General features: G+C 62.9%; 13 protein-coding genes and 1 tRNA gene. All 14 read right to left on the bottom strand.

Annotated elements, in window-relative coordinates:
- Window positions 1–340: GTP-binding protein (locus AC1DR7_RS19355; protein WP_478076629.1), on the bottom strand; the 340-nt coding region annotated here is incomplete at its 3' end.
- A 53-nt stretch (window positions 341–393) separates the two neighbouring features.
- On the bottom strand, window positions 394–2535 hold the full coding sequence (fusA, locus tag AC1DR7_RS19350) for an elongation factor G (RefSeq protein WP_256775021.1): 2142 nt from the start codon (window positions 2533–2535) through the stop codon (window positions 394–396).
- Between the two features lie 138 nt (window positions 2536–2673).
- Window positions 2674–3141 (bottom strand): 30S ribosomal protein S7, encoded by a 468-nt coding sequence (gene rpsG / locus AC1DR7_RS19345; RefSeq protein WP_019186122.1) that lies wholly within the window; start codon window positions 3139–3141, stop codon window positions 2674–2676.
- A 12-nt stretch (window positions 3142–3153) separates the two neighbouring features.
- Entirely contained in the window at window positions 3154–3528 is a 375-nt protein-coding gene (gene rpsL, locus AC1DR7_RS19340) for a 30S ribosomal protein S12 (RefSeq protein WP_017356008.1), read from the bottom strand.
- Between the two features lie 372 nt (window positions 3529–3900).
- Window positions 3901–8139 carry a DNA-directed RNA polymerase subunit beta' gene (rpoC, locus tag AC1DR7_RS19335; RefSeq protein WP_478076628.1) on the bottom strand — a complete coding sequence of 1413 codons (4239 nt, stop codon included), beginning with the start codon at window positions 8137–8139 and terminating at the stop codon, window positions 3901–3903.
- A 53-nt stretch (window positions 8140–8192) separates the two neighbouring features.
- Window positions 8193–12347, bottom strand: coding sequence for a DNA-directed RNA polymerase subunit beta (gene rpoB / locus AC1DR7_RS19330; RefSeq protein ID WP_256775019.1), 4155 nt, complete (start codon window positions 12345–12347; stop codon window positions 8193–8195).
- A 320-nt stretch (window positions 12348–12667) separates the two neighbouring features.
- Window positions 12668–13033, bottom strand: coding sequence for a 50S ribosomal protein L7/L12 (rplL, locus tag AC1DR7_RS19325; RefSeq protein ID WP_256775018.1), 366 nt, complete (start codon window positions 13031–13033; stop codon window positions 12668–12670).
- A 62-nt stretch (window positions 13034–13095) separates the two neighbouring features.
- Entirely contained in the window at window positions 13096–13635 is a 540-nt protein-coding gene (rplJ, locus tag AC1DR7_RS19320; protein ID WP_256775017.1) for a 50S ribosomal protein L10, read from the bottom strand.
- A 387-nt stretch (window positions 13636–14022) separates the two neighbouring features.
- On the bottom strand, window positions 14023–14721 hold the full coding sequence (rplA, locus tag AC1DR7_RS19315; protein WP_256775016.1) for a 50S ribosomal protein L1: 699 nt from the start codon (window positions 14719–14721) through the stop codon (window positions 14023–14025).
- A gap of 4 nt (window positions 14722–14725) precedes the next feature.
- Window positions 14726–15154, bottom strand: a complete 429-nt coding sequence (gene rplK, locus AC1DR7_RS19310; protein WP_017356002.1) for a 50S ribosomal protein L11 — start codon at window positions 15152–15154, stop codon at window positions 14726–14728.
- Between the two features lie 243 nt (window positions 15155–15397).
- The gene (gene nusG, locus AC1DR7_RS19305) at window positions 15398–15958 is read right to left on the bottom strand and encodes a transcription termination/antitermination protein NusG (RefSeq protein WP_019186115.1); all 561 of its coding nucleotides are present in this window, start codon (window positions 15956–15958) and stop codon (window positions 15398–15400) included.
- 10 nt (window positions 15959–15968) lie between these two features.
- A complete protein-coding gene (gene secE, locus AC1DR7_RS19300; RefSeq protein ID WP_256775014.1) occupies window positions 15969–16376 on the bottom strand; it encodes a preprotein translocase subunit SecE in 408 nt (135 codons plus the stop codon).
- 49 nt (window positions 16377–16425) lie between these two features.
- Window positions 16426–16501, bottom strand: a tRNA-Trp gene (locus AC1DR7_RS19295).
- A 100-nt stretch (window positions 16502–16601) separates the two neighbouring features.
- A partial coding sequence (locus tag AC1DR7_RS19290) for an EF-Tu C-terminal domain-related protein (protein WP_478076627.1) occupies window positions 16602–17108 on the bottom strand: 507 nt, incomplete at its 5' end.

Here is a 17108-nt window from a genome sequence, read left to right as displayed (position 1 = left end):
GCATCGGGCCGTCAGCGGCCGAGCAGACCAGGATCGCGCCGTCCATCTGGGCAGCACCGGTGATCATGTTCTTGACGTAGTCAGCATGGCCCGGGCAATCCACGTGGGCGTAATGACGCTCGGTGGATTCGTATTCGACGTGCGCGGTCGAGATCGTGATGCCACGCGCCTTTTCTTCCGGCGCGGCGTCGATCGCCGAGTAATCCTTGAATTCGCCACCGAAGCGCTCGGCACCGATCTTGGTCAGTGCAGCGGTCAGCGTGGTCTTGCCGTGATCGACGTGACCGATGGTGCCGACGTTGACGTGCGGCTTGGTGCGCTCGAACTTACCCTTTGCCATTGTTGTATACCTTGGATATCAGAAAAGAATGAGGTGGAGTCCCGAGCTTACGCTCAGGACTTCTTGATCACGGTTTCGGCGATGTTGTTCGGCGCCGGCTCGTAGTGGTCGAATTCCATCGTGAACGTCGCGCGACCCTGGGTCTGCGAACGCAGCGAGGTGGCGTAACCGAACATTTCACCCAGCGGGATCATCGCGTTGATGATGCTGGCCGAACCGTCACCGGTGGTGCTCGAACCCTGCAGCACGCCACGACGACGGCTGACGTCGCCCATCACGTCACCCTGGTAATCCTCCGGGGTCACGATCTCGACCTTCATGATCGGTTCCAGCAGGACCGGCTTGGCCTTCTGGAAGCCCTGCTTGAAGGCCATCGAGGAAGCCAGCTTGAACGCCATTTCCGAGGAGTCGACGTCATGGTACGAGCCGAACACCAGCTTCACCTTGACGTCCACGACCGGGAAGCCGGCCAGCGGACCGCTGGTGATGGTTTCGCGCAGGCCCTTTTCGATCGACGGAATGAATTCCTTCGGAATCACGCCACCGGTGATGTCGTTGATGAACAGGAAATCATCCTTGATGCCGGCGGCCAGCTTCGGATCTGCACGGTCTTCAGCGGTGATCGGCGACAGCTCGATCACGACGTGACCGTACTGACCCTTACCACCGGACTGCTTGGCGTGCTTGTAGTCCGACTTGACGTCGGCCATCTGAATGGTTTCGCGGTACGCAACCTGCGGCTTGCCCACGTTGGCTTCAACGTTGAACTCGCGCTTCATGCGGTCGACGATGATGTCCAGGTGCAGCTCGCCCATGCCCGAGATGATGGTCTGGCCGGATTCTTCGTCGGTCTTGACGCGGAACGACGGATCTTCCTGGGCCAGACGGCCGAGGGCCAGACCCATCTTTTCCTGGTCGGACTTGGTCTTCGGTTCGACGGCCATCGAGATGACCGGCTCCGGGAACACCATGCGCTCCAGGATGATCGGGTGGTCCTGCGAGCACAGGGTGTCACCGGTGGTGGTGTCCTTCAGGCCCACAGCAGCCGCGATGTCACCGGCCAGCACTTCCTTGATCTCTTCGCGATCGTTGGAATGCATCTGCAGGATGCGGCCGATGCGCTCCTTCTTGCCCTTGACCGAGTTCAGCAGCTGGTCGCCGGCGTTCAGGGTGCCCGAGTAGACACGGAAGAAGGTCAGCGCGCCCACGAACGGATCGGTGATGATCTTGAAGGCCAGGGCCGAGAACGGGGCCTTGTCGTCGGACTTGCGGCTCAGGGCGATGGTTTCATCGTCCACGTCGGTACCGGTCACGTCCGGCACGTCGATCGGCGACGGCAGCAGCTGCACCACGCCGTCGAGCATGGCCTGCACGCCCTTGTTCTTGAACGCCGAACCGCAGTACATCGGCACGATGTCGGTGGCCAGGGTGCGCACGCGCAGGGCCTCGACGATCTCGGCCTCGGTCAGTTCTTCGCCGCCCAGGTACTTTTCCATCAGCTCTTCGCTGGCTTCAGCCGCGGCTTCGATCATGTAGGTGCGGGCCTCTTCGGCCTCCGCCTGCATGTCGGCCGGGATTTCCAGGTACTCGAACTTCATGCCCTGCGAGGCTTCATCCCAATGGATGGCCTTCATCTTGATCAGGTCGACCACGCCCTTGAAGCCTTCTTCAGCGCCGATCGGCAGCTGCATCGGCACGGCGGTGGCGCCGAGCTTGGCCTTCAGCTGGCCCACGACCTTGGTGAAGTTGGCACCGGTGCGGTCCATCTTGTTGACGAAGGCAATGCGCGGCACCTTGTACCGGTTGGCCTGGCGCCACACGGTTTCCGACTGCGGCTGCACGCCACCGACGGCGCACAGCACGAACACCGCACCGTCGAGCACGCGCAGCGAACGCTCCACTTCGATGGTGAAGTCGACGTGTCCGGGGGTATCGATGATGTTGAAGCGGTGCTCCGGCAGGGACTTGTCCATGCCCTTCCAGAACGCGGTGGTCGCAGCGGACTGGATCGTGATGCCACGCTCCTGCTCCTGCTCCATCCAGTCCATGGTGGCAGCGCCGTCGTGCACTTCACCGATCTTGTGGCTCTTGCCGGTGTAGAACAGGATGCGCTCGGACGTGGTGGTCTTGCCAGCATCGATGTGAGCCATGATGCCGAAGTTGCGGTAACGCTCGATGGGAGTGTTGCGGGCCACGGGAGCCTCTCAATTTCTTGGAATTCGGATGGCCGAACGCCGCCTTTCGGCGGCCTTCGGATTGGCGCGGCACCCCAGGTGCCGCGAAGCGGCACTAGGAGATAGTGCCGCCGTGCCTGTTTTGCAAGGCCGTCAAACTCACCAGCGGTAGTGGGCGAATGCCTTGTTGGCTTCGGCCATGCGGTGGGTTTCTTCGCGCTTCTTGATAGCGCCACCACGGTTTTCCGAGGCGTCCAGCAGTTCGGCAGCCAGCTTCTTCGGCATGGTGTTCTCACCACGCTTGCGCGCGGAGTCGATCAGCCAACGCATGGCCAGCGCCATCTTGCGCGAGGAACGCACTTCGACGGGCACCTGGTAGGTGGCACCACCGACGCGACGGGACTTGACTTCGACCGACGGAGCCACGTTTTCCAGAGCCTTCTGAACCAGCTCGACGGAATTCGGGTTCTTTTCGCCGATCACGTCCATGGCGCCATAGACGATCTTTTCAGCGACCGACTTCTTGCCGCTCAGCATCACCATGTTGATGAAGCGTGCGATGGTTTCACTTCCGTGCTTCGGATCCGGCAGGACAGAGCGCTGCGGCGTATTACCTTTACGAGACATGTGTACTTTCCCTTAGCTCTTCGGACGCTTGGCGCCGTACTTGGAACGGCCCTGGCGACGCTTGGCAACGCCGGAGGCGTCCAGCGAGCCACGCACGGTGTGGTAACGCACACCCGGCAGATCCTTGACGCGACCGCCACGGATCAGGACCACGGAGTGCTCCTGCAGGTTGTGGCCTTCGCCGCCGATGTAGCTAATCACTTCTTCCTGGTTGGTCAGGCGAACCTTGGCAACCTTGCGAAGCGCCGAGTTCGGCTTCTTCGGAGTGGTGGTGTACACGCGCGTGCAGACGCCACGGCGCTGGGGGCACTTATCGAGAGCCGGGGAGGCACTCTTATAAGTGGTTGCCTGCCGCGGCTTGCGGACAAGCTGATTGATCGTCGCCATCAGTATGTTCTTCTGAGAGAGGCCAATGAAAAGACTGGCCATTGAATGCGGAAATGTGCGAGCAGGCGAGAAACCGGCCTGCTGAGACAGACGATTGTAGCAACCCGGCGAAAACGCAGTCAAATGCGCACGCGCCCGGCCAGCCCTGATCCCGGGCCGTTACAGGGGAGCCTTTTCCGTGCCCCCCGTTCAGGTTGTCAAGCCGGTCCTTTGCAAGACCGGCGGGCATCCTACCTCATCGGTGGCGATCCGGCCAGTGGCCGGTGCTGCCGATTCATCGGACCAGCCTGCGCCGTGTCCTGTCGGGAAGAGGCCGACCCGGAGGTCGGCACCCTGCCCTGCCGCGGGCCCGGCCGGAGCCGGGCCTGCGTATTACTCGTCGCTGCCCGGCGCCTGTTCGGCGTCGGTCGATGCCACGGCCACCGGTGCCGGCGCTGCCACTTCAGCCACTACCGGCGCGGAGCCGGACAGGGTCTGCATTTCCGAGTCGGTCAGACCCGAGGCGTTGCGACGGCGGTTGGCGTGGTACGACAGACCGGTACCGGCCGGGATCAGGCGGCCGACGATGACGTTTTCCTTCAGGCCGCGCAGGTTGTCCTTGGTGCCGCGGACGGCAGCTTCGGTCAACACGCGGGTGGTTTCCTGGAAGGAGGCCGCCGAGATGAACGATTCAGTGGCCAGCGACGCCTTGGTGATACCCAGCAGGACCGGATCGAAACGGGCGATCAGCTCGTTGCGGGCGGTCAGGCGTGCATTTTCCTCGATGACGCGCTGGCGCTCGGCCTGCTCGCCATTCAGGAACTTGCTGCTGCCCTGGTCGGTGATCTCGACCTTGCGCAGCATCTGACGGGTGATCACTTCGATGTGCTTGTCGTTGATCTTCACGCCCTGCAGGCGGTACACGTCCTGGATTTCCTTGACCAGGTAGGCCGCCAGCGGCTCGACGCCCAGCAGACGCAGGATGTCCTGCGGGCTCGGCTCGCCGTCCACGATGGTTTCGCCCTTGGTCACGTGCTCGCCTTCGAACACGATCACCTGACGGTACTTCGGGATCAGCTCTTCGTGCTCGGAACCATCGGYGTCCTTGATGATCAGGCGCTGCTTGCCCTTGGTGTCCTTGCCGAAGCTGATGATGCCCGAACGCTCGGCCAGGATCGCCGGATCCTTCGGCTTGCGCGCTTCGAACAAGTCGGCAACGCGCGGCAGACCACCGGTGATGTCACGGGTCTTGGACGCTTCCTGCGGGATCTTGGCGACCACGTCGCCCACGCCGACGGCGGCGCCGTCCTGCAGGTTGACGATGGAACGCGGCGGCAGCAGGTACTGGGCCGGCAGATCGGTGTTCGGAATGGTCAGGTCATTGCCCTTGCCATCCACGATACGCACGATCGGGCGCAGTTCCTTGGCCTGCGAGCCACGACGCTTCGGATCGGTGATTTCACGCGATGCCAGGCCGGTCAGTTCGTCGGTCTTCTCGATGACGGTGACGCCGTCGATGAAGTCGATGAAGCGGATGAAACCGGCCACTTCGGACACGATCGGGTGGTTATGCGGGTCCCAGTTGGCCACGGTCTGGCCAGCCTTGACCTGGTCGCCATCCTTGGACGCAATGGTCGAGCCGTAGGGCAGCTTGTAACGCTCACGCTCACGACCGTGGGCATCGAGCACCGAGATTTCACCCGAACGCGAGACCGCCACCAGCGAACCGCTGGCGTGCTCGACCGACTTCAGGTTGTTGAACTTCACCGAACCGGTGGTCTTCACGGTGACGTTGTCGACCGCAGCCGCACGCGATGCCGCACCACCGATGTGGAACGTACGCATGGTCAGCTGGGTACCCGGCTCACCGATCGACTGGGCGGCGATGACGCCAACCGCTTCACCGATGTTGACGATGTGGCCACGGGCCAGATCGCGGCCGTAGCAATGGGCGCAGACACCGAAGGGCGAGGCGCAGGAGATGGTCGAACGGACCTTCACCGACTGCACGCTGGCATCTTCAAGCAGGGCCACCCACTGCTCGTCGAGCAGGGTGTTGCGGGTCACGATCGGATCTTCGTCGTTGCCCGGCAGGAACACGTCCTCGGCCACGACACGACCCAGCACGCGGTCCTTCAACGGCTCCACGACGTCGCCGCCTTCCACGATCGGGGTCATGGTCAGGCCTTCGGTGGTACCGCAATCCACCTCGGTGATGACCACGTCCTGCGCCACGTCGACCAGACGACGGGTCAGGTAACCCGAGTTCGCCGTCTTCAGCGCGGTATCGGCCAGACCCTTACGGGCACCGTGCGTAGAGTTGAAGTACTCCTGCACGTTCAGGCCTTCACGGAAGTTCGCCTTGATGGGCGTTTCGATGATCGAGCCATCCGGTCGCGCCATCAGGCCACGCATACCGGCCAGCTGACGGATCTGCGCCTGGCTACCACGCGCACCGGAGTCGGCCATGATGTACAGCGAGTTCATCGACTTCTGGTCGATGGTCTCGCCCTTGGCGTTGATCACCTTCTCGGTACCAATGGTGTCCATCATCGCCTTGGCGATGCGTTCATTGGTACGCGACCAGATGTCGACCACCTTGTTGTAGCGTTCGCCGGCGGTGACCAGGCCCGACTGGTACTGCTCCTGGATTTCCAGCACTTCGGCTTCGGCCTCGGTGAGGATGCCCTTCTTCTCGTCCGGGATCAGCATGTCGTCGATGCCGATCGACACGCCGGCACGGGTGGCGTAGGCAAAGCCGGTGTACATCAGCTTGTCGGCGAACACGACCGTGTCCTTCAAGCCCAGCTGGCGGTAGCTGGAGTTGATCAGGCGGCTGATGTTCTTCTTGGTCAGCTCGGTGTTGGCCAGCGCGAACGGCAGGCCTTCCGGCAGGATTTCAGCCAGCAGGGCGCGACCGATCGTGGTGTCCACGATCGAGGTCTTGTTCTGCTTGTTGCCGTCCTCGTCGGTCACCACTTCGGTGATGCGGACCTTGACGCGTGCGTGCAGTTCGACCACGCGGTTGTCGTAGGCGCGCTTGACTTCGGAGATGTTGGCGAAGGCCATGCCCTCGCCCTTCTTGTTCTCCAGCGAGCGGGTCATGTAGTACAGACCCAGCACGACGTCCTGCGACGGCACGATGATCGGCTCGCCGTTGGCCGGCGACAGGATGTTGTTGGTGGACATCATCAGCGCACGCGCTTCCAGCTGGGCTTCCAGCGAGAGCGGCACGTGGACGGCCATCTGGTCACCGTCGAAGTCGGCGTTGAACGCGGTGCAGACCAGCGGGTGCAGCTGGATGGCCTTGCCTTCGATCAGCACCGGCTCGAACGCCTGGATGCCCAGACGATGCAGGGTCGGCGCACGGTTCAGCATCACCGGATGTTCGCGGATGACCTCTTCCAGGATGTCCCAGACTTCGGCTTCTTCGCGCTCGACCAGCTTCTTGGCGGCCTTGATGGTGGTGGCCAGGCCACGACGCTGCAGCTTGGCGAACACGAACGGCTTGAACAGCTCAAGCGCCATCTTCTTCGGCAGGCCGCACTGGTGCAGGCGCAGGTACGGACCGACCACGATGACCGAACGGCCCGAGTAGTCCACGCGCTTGCCCAGCAGGTTCTGGCGGAAGCGACCCTGCTTGCCCTTGATCATGTCGGCCAGCGACTTCAGCGGGCGCTTGTTGGTGCCGGTGATGGCACGGCCACGACGGCCGTTGTCCAGCAGCGCATCGACCGATTCCTGCAGCATGCGCTTTTCATTGCGCACGATGATGTCCGGCGCGTTCAGCTCGAGCAGGCGGCGCAGGCGGTTGTTGCGGTTGATGACGCGGCGGTACAGATCGTTCAGGTCGGAGGTCGCGAAGCGGCCACCGTCCAGCGGCACCAGCGGACGCAGGTCCGGCGGCAGCACCGGCAGCACGGTCATGACCATCCACTCCGGACGGTTGCCCGACTCGAGGAAGGCCTCGACCAGCTTGATGCGCTTGGTCAGACGCTTGAGCTTGGTTTCCGAACCGGTGCTGGCGACTTCTTCGCGCAGGCGGGTCATTTCCGACTGCAGGTCGATGGTGCGCAGCAGTTCGTACACGGCCTCGGCGCCCATGGCGGCATCGAAGTCGTCGCCGTGTTCCTGGCGTGCCTGCAGGTACTGCTCTTCGGTCAGCAGCTGACGGCGCTCCAGGGTCGTCAGACCCGGCTCGGTCACCACGTAGGCTTCGAAGTACAGCACGCGTTCGATGTCACGCAGGGTCATGTCCAGCATCAGGCCGATGCGCGACGGCAGCGACTTGAGGAACCAGATGTGCGCGACCGGCGAAGCCAGGTCGATGTGGCCCATGCGCTCGCGACGCACCTTGGCCAGGGTGACTTCGGTGCCGCACTTTTCGCAGACCACGCCGCGGTGCTTCATGCGCTTGTACTTGCCGCACAGGCACTCGTAGTCCTTGACCGGTCCGAAGATGGCGGCGCAGAACAGGCCGTCACGTTCCGGCTTGAACGTACGGTAGTTGATGGTTTCCGGCTTCTTCACTTCGCCGAAGGACCACGAACGGATCAGGTCCGGCGAGGCCAGCGCGATCTTGATCGCGTCGAAGTCCAGCGTCTGGCGCTGCTGGTTGAAGAGGTTGAGCAAGTCTTAGAAAAAAACCGGGTGCCGCGGCTGCGGGGGTTGCCGCGCCTGCGCCATCAGTTGTCTTCCAGTTCCATGTTGATGGCCAGCGAGCGGATTTCCTTCACGAGAACGTTGAAGGATTCCGGCATGCCCGCGACCATCTCGTGCTCACCGTCGACGATGTTCTTGTACATCTGGTTACGACCCTGCACGTCATCGGACTTCACCGTCAGCATTTCCTGCAGGGTGTAGGCCGCGCCGTAGGCTTCCAGCGCCCAGACTTCCATTTCACCGAAGCGCTGGCCGCCGAACTGCGCCTTGCCGCCCAGCGGCTGCTGGGTAACGAGCGAGTACGGGCCGGTCGAACGGGCGTGCATCTTGTCGTCGACCAGGTGGTTCAGCTTCAGGTAGTGCATGTAGCCCACGGTGGTGTGGCGATCGAATGCCTCACCGGTGCGGCCGTCATACAGCTGGGTCTGGCCGCTCAACGGCAGGTCGGCCAGGGCAAGCATGTGCTTGATCTCGGCTTCGGTGGCACCGTCGAACACCGGGGTGGCCATCGGCACGCCGTCGGTCAGGTTGTCGGCCAGGCGCAGCAGCTCCTCGTCGCTGAACTGGGTCAGGTCGACATGGTTGGCGTGCTGGGTCTTGTCATGGTTGTAGACATCGTCCAGGAACTTGCGCAGGTCGCTGATCGCGGCCTGGGCTTCCAGCATGCCCTGGATCTTGCGACCCAGGCCCTTGGCGGCCCAGCCCAGATGCACTTCCAGGATCTGGCCGATGTTCATACGCGACGGCACGCCCAGCGGGTTCAGCACGATGTCCACGGTCTCGCCCGAGGCCATGTACGGCATGTCCTCGACCGGCACCACGTTGGAGACCACACCCTTGTTGCCGTGGCGGCCTGCCATCTTGTCGCCCGGCTGGATACGACGCTTCACGGCCAGGAACACCTTGACCATCTTCAGCACGCCCGGCGCCAGGTCGTCGCCCGCGGTGATCTTGCCGCGCTTGTCGGCGAAGCGACGCTCGAATTCCTTCTCGTGCGCCTGGATCTGCTTCTGGGCGCGTTCGATGGCTTCGGAGGCGTCGTCATCCTTCATGCGCAGCACGAACCAGTCGGCCTTCTTCAGGCCGTCCAGGTAGGCGTCGGTAACGGTGTCGCCCTTCTTCAGGTTGGCACCGCCGTTGACCACCTTGCCCACGATCTGCGAACGCAGACGGGCGTAGATGGCGCCTTCCAGGATGCGGAACTGGTCGTCGAAGTCCTTCTTGACGCGCTTGATTTCAGATTCTTCGATCTGACGGGCACGCTTGTCCTTCTCGATACCGTCGCGGGTGAAGACCTGCACGTCGATGACGGTGCCGTCCATGCCCGGCGGCACGCGCAGCGAGCTGTCCTTCACGTCCGAAGCCTTCTCGCCGAAGATGGCGCGCAGCAGCTTCTCTTCCGGGGTCAGCTGGCTTTCGCCCTTCGGGGTGACCTTGCCGACCATGATGTCGCCGGCGCGCACTTCGGCACCGATGTACACCACGCCCGACTCGTCCAGGCGGTTCAGCGCCTGCTCGGACACGTTCGGGATGTCGGCGGAAATTTCCTCCGGCCCCAGCTTGGTGTCACGCGCGACGCAGGTCAGCTCTTCGATGTGGATCGTGGTGTAACGATCCTCTTCCACCACGCGCTCGGAAAGCAGGATGGAGTCTTCGAAGTTGTAGCCGTTCCACGGCATGAAGGCGATCAGCATGTTCTGGCCCAGGGCCAGTTCGCCGATGTCGGTGGACGGACCGTCAGCCAGCACGTCGCCACGCGCCACCACGTTGCCCACTTCCACCAGCGGACGCTGGTTGATGCAGGTGTTCTGGTTGGAACGGGTGTACTTGATCAGGTTGTAGATATCCACGCCGGCGTCGGTCGCGTCGGTGATCTCCACTTCGTTGACCTTGACCACGATGCGGCCGGCGTCGATCTGCACGATCTCACCGCCACGACGGGCGTTCACGGTCACACCCGAGTCACGGGCCACGGCGCGTTCGATACCGGTACCCACCAGCGGCTTCTGCGCACGCAGGGTCGGCACGGCCTGGCGCTGCATGTTGGCGCCCATCAGTGCACGGTTTGCGTCATCGTGTTCCAGGAACGGAACCAGCGCCGCTGCAATGGACACGGTCTGCATCGGCGAGACGTCCATGAAGTGGACTTCCGCCGGCGGCTTGAGCAGCGACTCGCCCTGGAAGCGGCACGGCACGAACTGCTCGGTGAGCATGCTGTTGGCATCGGTCAGGGCGTTGGCCTGGGCGATGACGTATTCGTTTTCTTCGATCGCCGACAGGAACTCGATGTCGTCGGAGACCTTGCCGTCGGCGACCTTGCGGTACGGGGTCTCGAGGAAACCGTACTGGTTGGTGCGGGCGTACACGGCCAGCGAGTTGATCAGGCCGATGTTCGGGCCTTCCGGGGTTTCGATGGTGCAGACGCGGCCGTAATGGGTCGGATGGACGTCGCGCACTTCGAAGCCGGCGCGCTCACGGGTCAGACCGCCCGGGCCCAGGGCCGAGACGCGACGCTTGTGGGTGACTTCCGACAGCGGGTTGTTCTGATCCATGAACTGGGACAGCTGCGAGGAGCCGAAGAACTCCTTGATGGCAGCGGCGACCGGCTTGGCGTTGATCAGCTCCTGCGGGGTCAGGCCTTCGGATTCGGCCATCGACAGGCGCTCCTTGACCGCGCGCTCGACGCGGACCAGGCCCACGCGGAACACGTTCTCGGCCATTTCACCGACCGAACGCACGCGACGGTTGCCCAGGTGATCGATGTCATCGACCACGCCGCGACCATTGCGGATCTCGGTCAGGACCTTGATCACTTCCAGGATGTCGGAGGTATCGGCATGCTCGGCGACCAGGCGCTTGGACTCTTCGTCGTTGCGCTCACCGAAGTACTTGCGGTCGTACAGCACCGCTTCGCCGGTGACAGCCTTGCGGCCGACACGACGGTTGAACTTCATGCGGCCGACCGTGGACAGGTCGTAGCGCTCGAAGGTGAAGAACAGGTTGTGGAACAGGTTCTGCGCGGCATCCTTGGTCGGCGGCTCGCCCGGACGCATCATGCGGTAGATCTCGACCAGGGCTTCCAGCTGGGTCTTGGTCGGATCGATGCGCAGGGTGTTGGACAGGTACGGGCCACGATCCAGGTCGTTCACCCACAGGGTGCCCACGGCATCGACGCCGGCCTTGCGGAAGGCCTGCAGCTGATCGTCGGTGATTTCGTCGTTGGCCTGGGCCAGCAGCTCACCGGTATTGGCGTCCACCACGTCGTGCGACAGGATGCGGCCGACGATGTAATCGTCCGGCACGGCCAGGGCGGCGATGCCGGAGGCTTCCAGCTGCTTGACGTGGCGCGCGGTGATGCGCTTGCCGGCTTCGACGATGACCTTGTCGCCGTCGGCCAGGTCGAAGTTCAGGGTCTCGCCGCGCAGACGCTCGGCCACCAGTTCGAGCTGCACACCTTCATCGGGGTTGATGTGGAAGGTGTTGATCTCGAAGAACTCGGCCAGCATTTCTTCATTGCTGTAGCCCAGCGCACGCAGCAGGATCGACACCGGCAGCTTGCGGCGACGATCGATACGGGTGAACAGCGCGTCCTTCGGGTCGAACTCGAAGTCCAGCCAGGAGCCGCGGTACGGGATGATGCGGGCGCTGTACAGCAGCTTGCCCGAGCTGTGGGTCTTGCCACGGTCGTGGTCGAAGAACACGCCCGGCGAACGGTGCAGCTGCGACACGATGACGCGCTCGGTACCGTTGACGATGAAGGTGCCGTTGTCGGTCATCAGCGGGATTTCGCCGAGGTAGACCTCCTGCTCCTTCACGTACTTGATGGCCTTGGTCGACGACTCGCGGTCGTAGATCACCAGGCGCACGGTCACGCGCAGCGGCGCGCCGTAGCTCATGCCGCGCTGGCGGCACTCGCGCTCGTCGAACACCGGTTCGCCAAGCTTGTAACCCACGTATTCCAGCGCAGCGTTGCCGCTGTAGCTGGCGATCGGGAAGACCGACTTCAGGGCGGCGTGCAGGCCCAGATCACGGCGCTTGGCCGGATCGATGTTTTCCTGCAGGAACTCCCGATAGGAATCCACCTGGATGGCGAGCAGGAAAGGCACTTCGAGGATCGAGCGCTGCTTGCCGAAATCCTTGCGGATACGCTTCTTTTCGGTGAACGAATATGACGTCATGGGGTCTCACCTTGGCTGTGCGGGCCGCCGTACAGGCGCGGCCCGAAGGGAACATGAAAATTGTCAGTTGGAAGTCGCTGGTATTGCCGGCACCAGCACGCCTTCTTTTGCTACTTCCAACTGCCAACTCGCCGGCCTGGGGCCGGAAAGGTCAGCCGACCAACGGTCGGCTCTACCGCAGCCGACCAACGGTCGGCTCTACCGCAGCCGACCAACGGTCGGCTCTACCGGTCGTTGTCGCAACAACGACCAAAGGCCGGGGGCTTACGCCCCCAGCCTTGGCTGCATCGCCGCGATTCGATGGCGAGGCAAGGAACTGCTTACTTGACTTCGACAGTCGCGCCAGCAGCTTCCAGGTCCTTCTTGAACTTGGCAGCGTCGTCCTTCGAAGCGGCTTCCTTGATCACGCCACCGGCTTCGGCCAGGTCCTTCGCTTCCTTCAGGCCCAGGCCCGTGATGGCGCGGACGGCCTTGATGACTTCGACCTTCTTGTCGCCGGCCGACTTCAGGATGACGTCGAATTCGGTCTGCTCTTCAACGACGGCAGCCGGGCCAGCCACAGCAGCGGCGACCGGAGCAGCGGCGGAGACGCCGAACTTCTCTTCGATGGCCTTGACCAGCTCCATCACTTCCATCAGGGACTTCTCGGCGATTGCGTCGACGATCTGTTCGTTGGTAAGGGACATTTTGATTACCTTTGGATAATTTTCTGGGTTGAGGTTCCGTCAGGAACCACGGAAACGTCGACTCAGGCGGTCTCGGCAGCCGGTTCGGCAGCGTCGGCAGCGGCTTCTTCGCCACCACCCTGCTTGTCGCCGATGGCCTTGATGGCGCGGGCGAACATCGTGACCGGCTCGGTCAGGACGCGGGCCAGCATGGCCAGGGCCTGATCACGGGTCGGCAGCGAGGCCAGCACGTCGACATGGCCAGCCGGGAACAGTTCCCCGCCGATGGCCACGACCTTTGCCTGCAGCTTGTCGTTGGTCTTGGCAAAATCCTTGATCAGGCGACCGGCTGCGCCGGGCTCCTCGAGCGAGAACGCGTACAGCAGCGGACCGACGAGTGCGTCTTTGGCGCATTCGTATTCGGTACCTTCCACTGCACGTGCCGCCAGCGTGTTCTTGACAACTTTCAAGAAAACGCCGGTTTCGCGTGCCTGCTTGCGCATCGCGGTCATCTGGGAGACCGTGGTGCCAGCATATTCGGCTGCGATCAAGGAGTGAGCCTTGGCGGCGACTTCTGCCAGCTCCGCGACTACTTCTTGCTTCTGGGACAGATTGAGAGCCATTGCACTCCTCCAATTGAACTCCGCTTACGGCTCCTGCCGAGCGCGGTCCTGGGCGGTATCCCTCCTGGACGCCGGGAACATCAGGTGATGTTCCAAGGGTGGGCCGTTCTAGACCTGGATGGCCAACCTGGGAGAACCCAGACGTGCGTAAACCAGAAAAACTCCAGAAGGGCACCATCTACGCAGGGTGATTCCCGAGAGAATCGATTAAGCGGTCGGTACTGCGCCGGCGGCGACTCCTTGCCAAAGCGAGCATCCCTGCCCGTCGCCGGTATGTACTGACCGCGCCTGCGGTCTTTGACGGCTTCTCCGCGGGGTTGCCCCTGCTCGGATGCCTTCAAATGTGACGGACACGGGACCCGAAGGACCCGCGCCCGCTTGAAACGATTACTTCAGGGTCAGCGACGACGGATCGACGGTGACGCCCGGGCCCATCGTCGAGCTGACCGAAACCTTCTGCAGGTAGGTGCCCTTCGAGGTTGCCGGCTTGGCCTTGATCAGGTCCATCAGCAGCGCCTGCAGGTTCAACTTCAGCGCGTCTTCGGCGAAGTCGGCCTTGCCGATGGTGCAATGGATGATGCCGGCCTTGTCGGTGCGGTAACGCACCTGACCCGACTTGGCATTCTTGACCGCTTCACCCGGGTTGGCCGACACGGTGCCGACCTTCGGGTTCGGCATCAGGCCGCGCGGGCCGAGCACGGTGCCCAGCTTACCCACGACGCGCATGGCGTCCGGGGTGGCGATGACGACGTCGTAGTTCAGATCGCCGGCCTGCATCTTCTCGGCCAGGTCTTCCATACCAACGGCTTCGGCGCCAGCGGCCAGGGCTTCGTCAGCCTTGGCACCGGCCGGGGCGAAGACGGCGACGCGCACGCTCTTGCCGGTACCGGACGGCAGCACGGTGGAACCGCGCACCTGCTGGTCGGACTTCTTGGCGTCCACGCCCAGGCGCACAGCGACGTCGAAGGACTCGACGAACTTGGCCTTGGTAGCGGTCTTCAGGATCTTGATTGCGTCCTCGAAGGCATACGCCTTACCCGGGACGACGGCAGCCTTGATGGCCTTCTCACGCTTGGTCTGTGCCATCTTCTTAACCCTCCACCACGAGGCCCATGGAACGGGCAGAACCGGCAATCGTGCGCACCGCGGCGTCCAGGTCGGCGGCCGTCAGGTCGGCTTCCTTGGTCTTGGCGATTTCTTCMAGCTGCTTACGGGTCACCTTGCCCACCTTGTCGGTGTTCGGGCGCTTGGAGCCCGAGGAGATGCCAGCAGCCTTCTTGAGCAGCACGGCGGCCGGGGTGCTCTTGGTGATGAAGGTGAAGGTACGGTCCGAATAGGCCGTGATGATGACCGGCACCGGCAGACCCGGCTCCAGCTTCTGCGTGGCGGCATTGAAGGCCTTGCAGAATTCCATGATGTTCAGGCCGCGCTGACCCAGCGCAGGACCGACCGGCGGCGAGGGGTTGGCCTGACCGGCCTTCACCTGCAGCTTGATGTAACCGACAACTTTCTTTGCCATGAGTATGCTCTCCGGGTGCTAGCGCCTTACGACAACAGGCTCCCCATCGGACCGGGAATCACGCGTCCCGGCATCGCGTTTTGAATTCACGCAGAAGGCCACCTCGCGGCGGCCCTTGCTTTTTGCCAGCTTCCTGGCAGGAAGCCGCGCACTATATCAGAATTTTTTCGCCATTGCCGCAAGGCAGGCGCGACCGGGCCGTTCAGGTTCCGGGCGATGGCCCGGAACCTTGTTCCCGCAGGCTCAGACGGCCTTTTCGACCTGGCCGAACTCGAGCTCGACCGGGGTAGCACGACCGAAGATCAGCACCGAGACGCGCAGACGGCTCTTCTCGTAGTTGACTTCCTCGACCACGCCATTGAAGTCGTTGAACGGGCCTTCGGTGACACGGACCATCTGGCCCGGCTCGAACAGCACCTTCGGACGGGGCTTTTCCACGCCTTCCTGAACGCGGTCCAGGATGGCAGCAGCCTCTTCATCACGGATCGGCAGCGGACGATCGGCAGTACCGCCGATGAAGCCCATCACCTTGGAGGTGTCCTTCACAAGATGCCAACTTTCGTTGTCGATGCGCGGGATACCGTTTTCTTCGTGGGTCTCGATCTGGACCAGCACGTAACCCGGGAAGAACTTGCGCTCGGAACGGCGCTTCTGGCCGGCGCGCATTTCGACCACTTCCTCGGTCGGGACCAGGACATCACCGAAGCGCTCCTGCATCTCGTCACGCACGATGCGATCGCGCAGAGCCTGCGCAACCGACTTTTCGAAGCCCGAATAGGCGTGAACGACGTACCAACGCTTCACTGGTTTCTCCTTATCGACCCAGGAACCACTGGGTCGCTTTCTGAATCAGGAAATCAAATCCGCCCAGCAGGAGGCTGAGGATGATCACAACCACGATCACCACCCAGGTCATGCGGATGGCTTCCTGGCGGGTCGGCCAGACAACCTTGCGCAGTTCGAAACGCGATTCGGAAAGAAACGCACGCGTGTCGCGACCTTTGCCGGTCATCAGGAACACGCCAACGCCGGCCGCGAGGCCAACGACAACGGCCAGACCGCGAAGCGGACCGGCCCATGCACTCTGGGACGCATGCTCAGGGGTGCCGAACCAGTACCAAGCAAAGAGACCCGCCAGCACCAGAATGGTTGCGGCGGCGTACTTGACGATGTCACCTCCAGTAGAGGTGTTGTCCTTGGAATGCTCGATCTTGCTGTTCATCCGGCTCTGGCTGCTGAGGCGGCATGGCATGGCCGCTGGAAGGGAGAAGTGGCACGCCAGGAGGGACTCGAACCCCCAACCTGCGGTTTTGGAGACCGCTGCTCTGCCAATTGAGCTACTGGCGTACTGAAAAACTGCCTTCCCTTAGACGGCGAAGGCGGACCGAGGTTCCCGGCCCGCCATTCGCGAGACCGGCAGCGCTAAGCAACCGCCGGTATTACGAAATTACTTGAGGATCTTGGAGACCACGCCGGCGCCGACGGTACGACCGCCTTCACGAATCGCGAAGCGCAGGCCTTCATCCATGGCGACCGGGTTGATCAGGGTGACAACCATCTTCACGTTGTCGCCCGGCATGACCATTTCCACGCCTTCCGGCAGCTCGACCGCACCGGTGATGTCGGTGGTGCGGAAGTAGAACTGCGGACGGTAGCCCTTGAAGAACGGGGTGTGGCGGCCGCCTTCATCCTTGGACAGGACGTAGACTTCGGCGTCGAACTGGGTGTGCGGCTTGATCGAACCCGGCTTGCAGAGGACCTGACCACGCTCGACGTCGTCACGCTTGGTGCCGCGCAGCAGCAGACCGGCGTTGTCGCCTGCCTGACCCTGGTCGAGCAGCTTGCGGAACATTTCCACGCCGGTCACGGTGGTCTTGACGGTGTCGCGGATACCGACGATTTCGATTTCTTCGCCGACCTTGATCACGCCGCGCTCGATACGACCGGTCACCAC

Source organism: Stenotrophomonas sp. P5_A9 (assembly GCF_056400525.1).
This window is presented reverse-complemented; position numbering and strand designations above follow the sequence as displayed.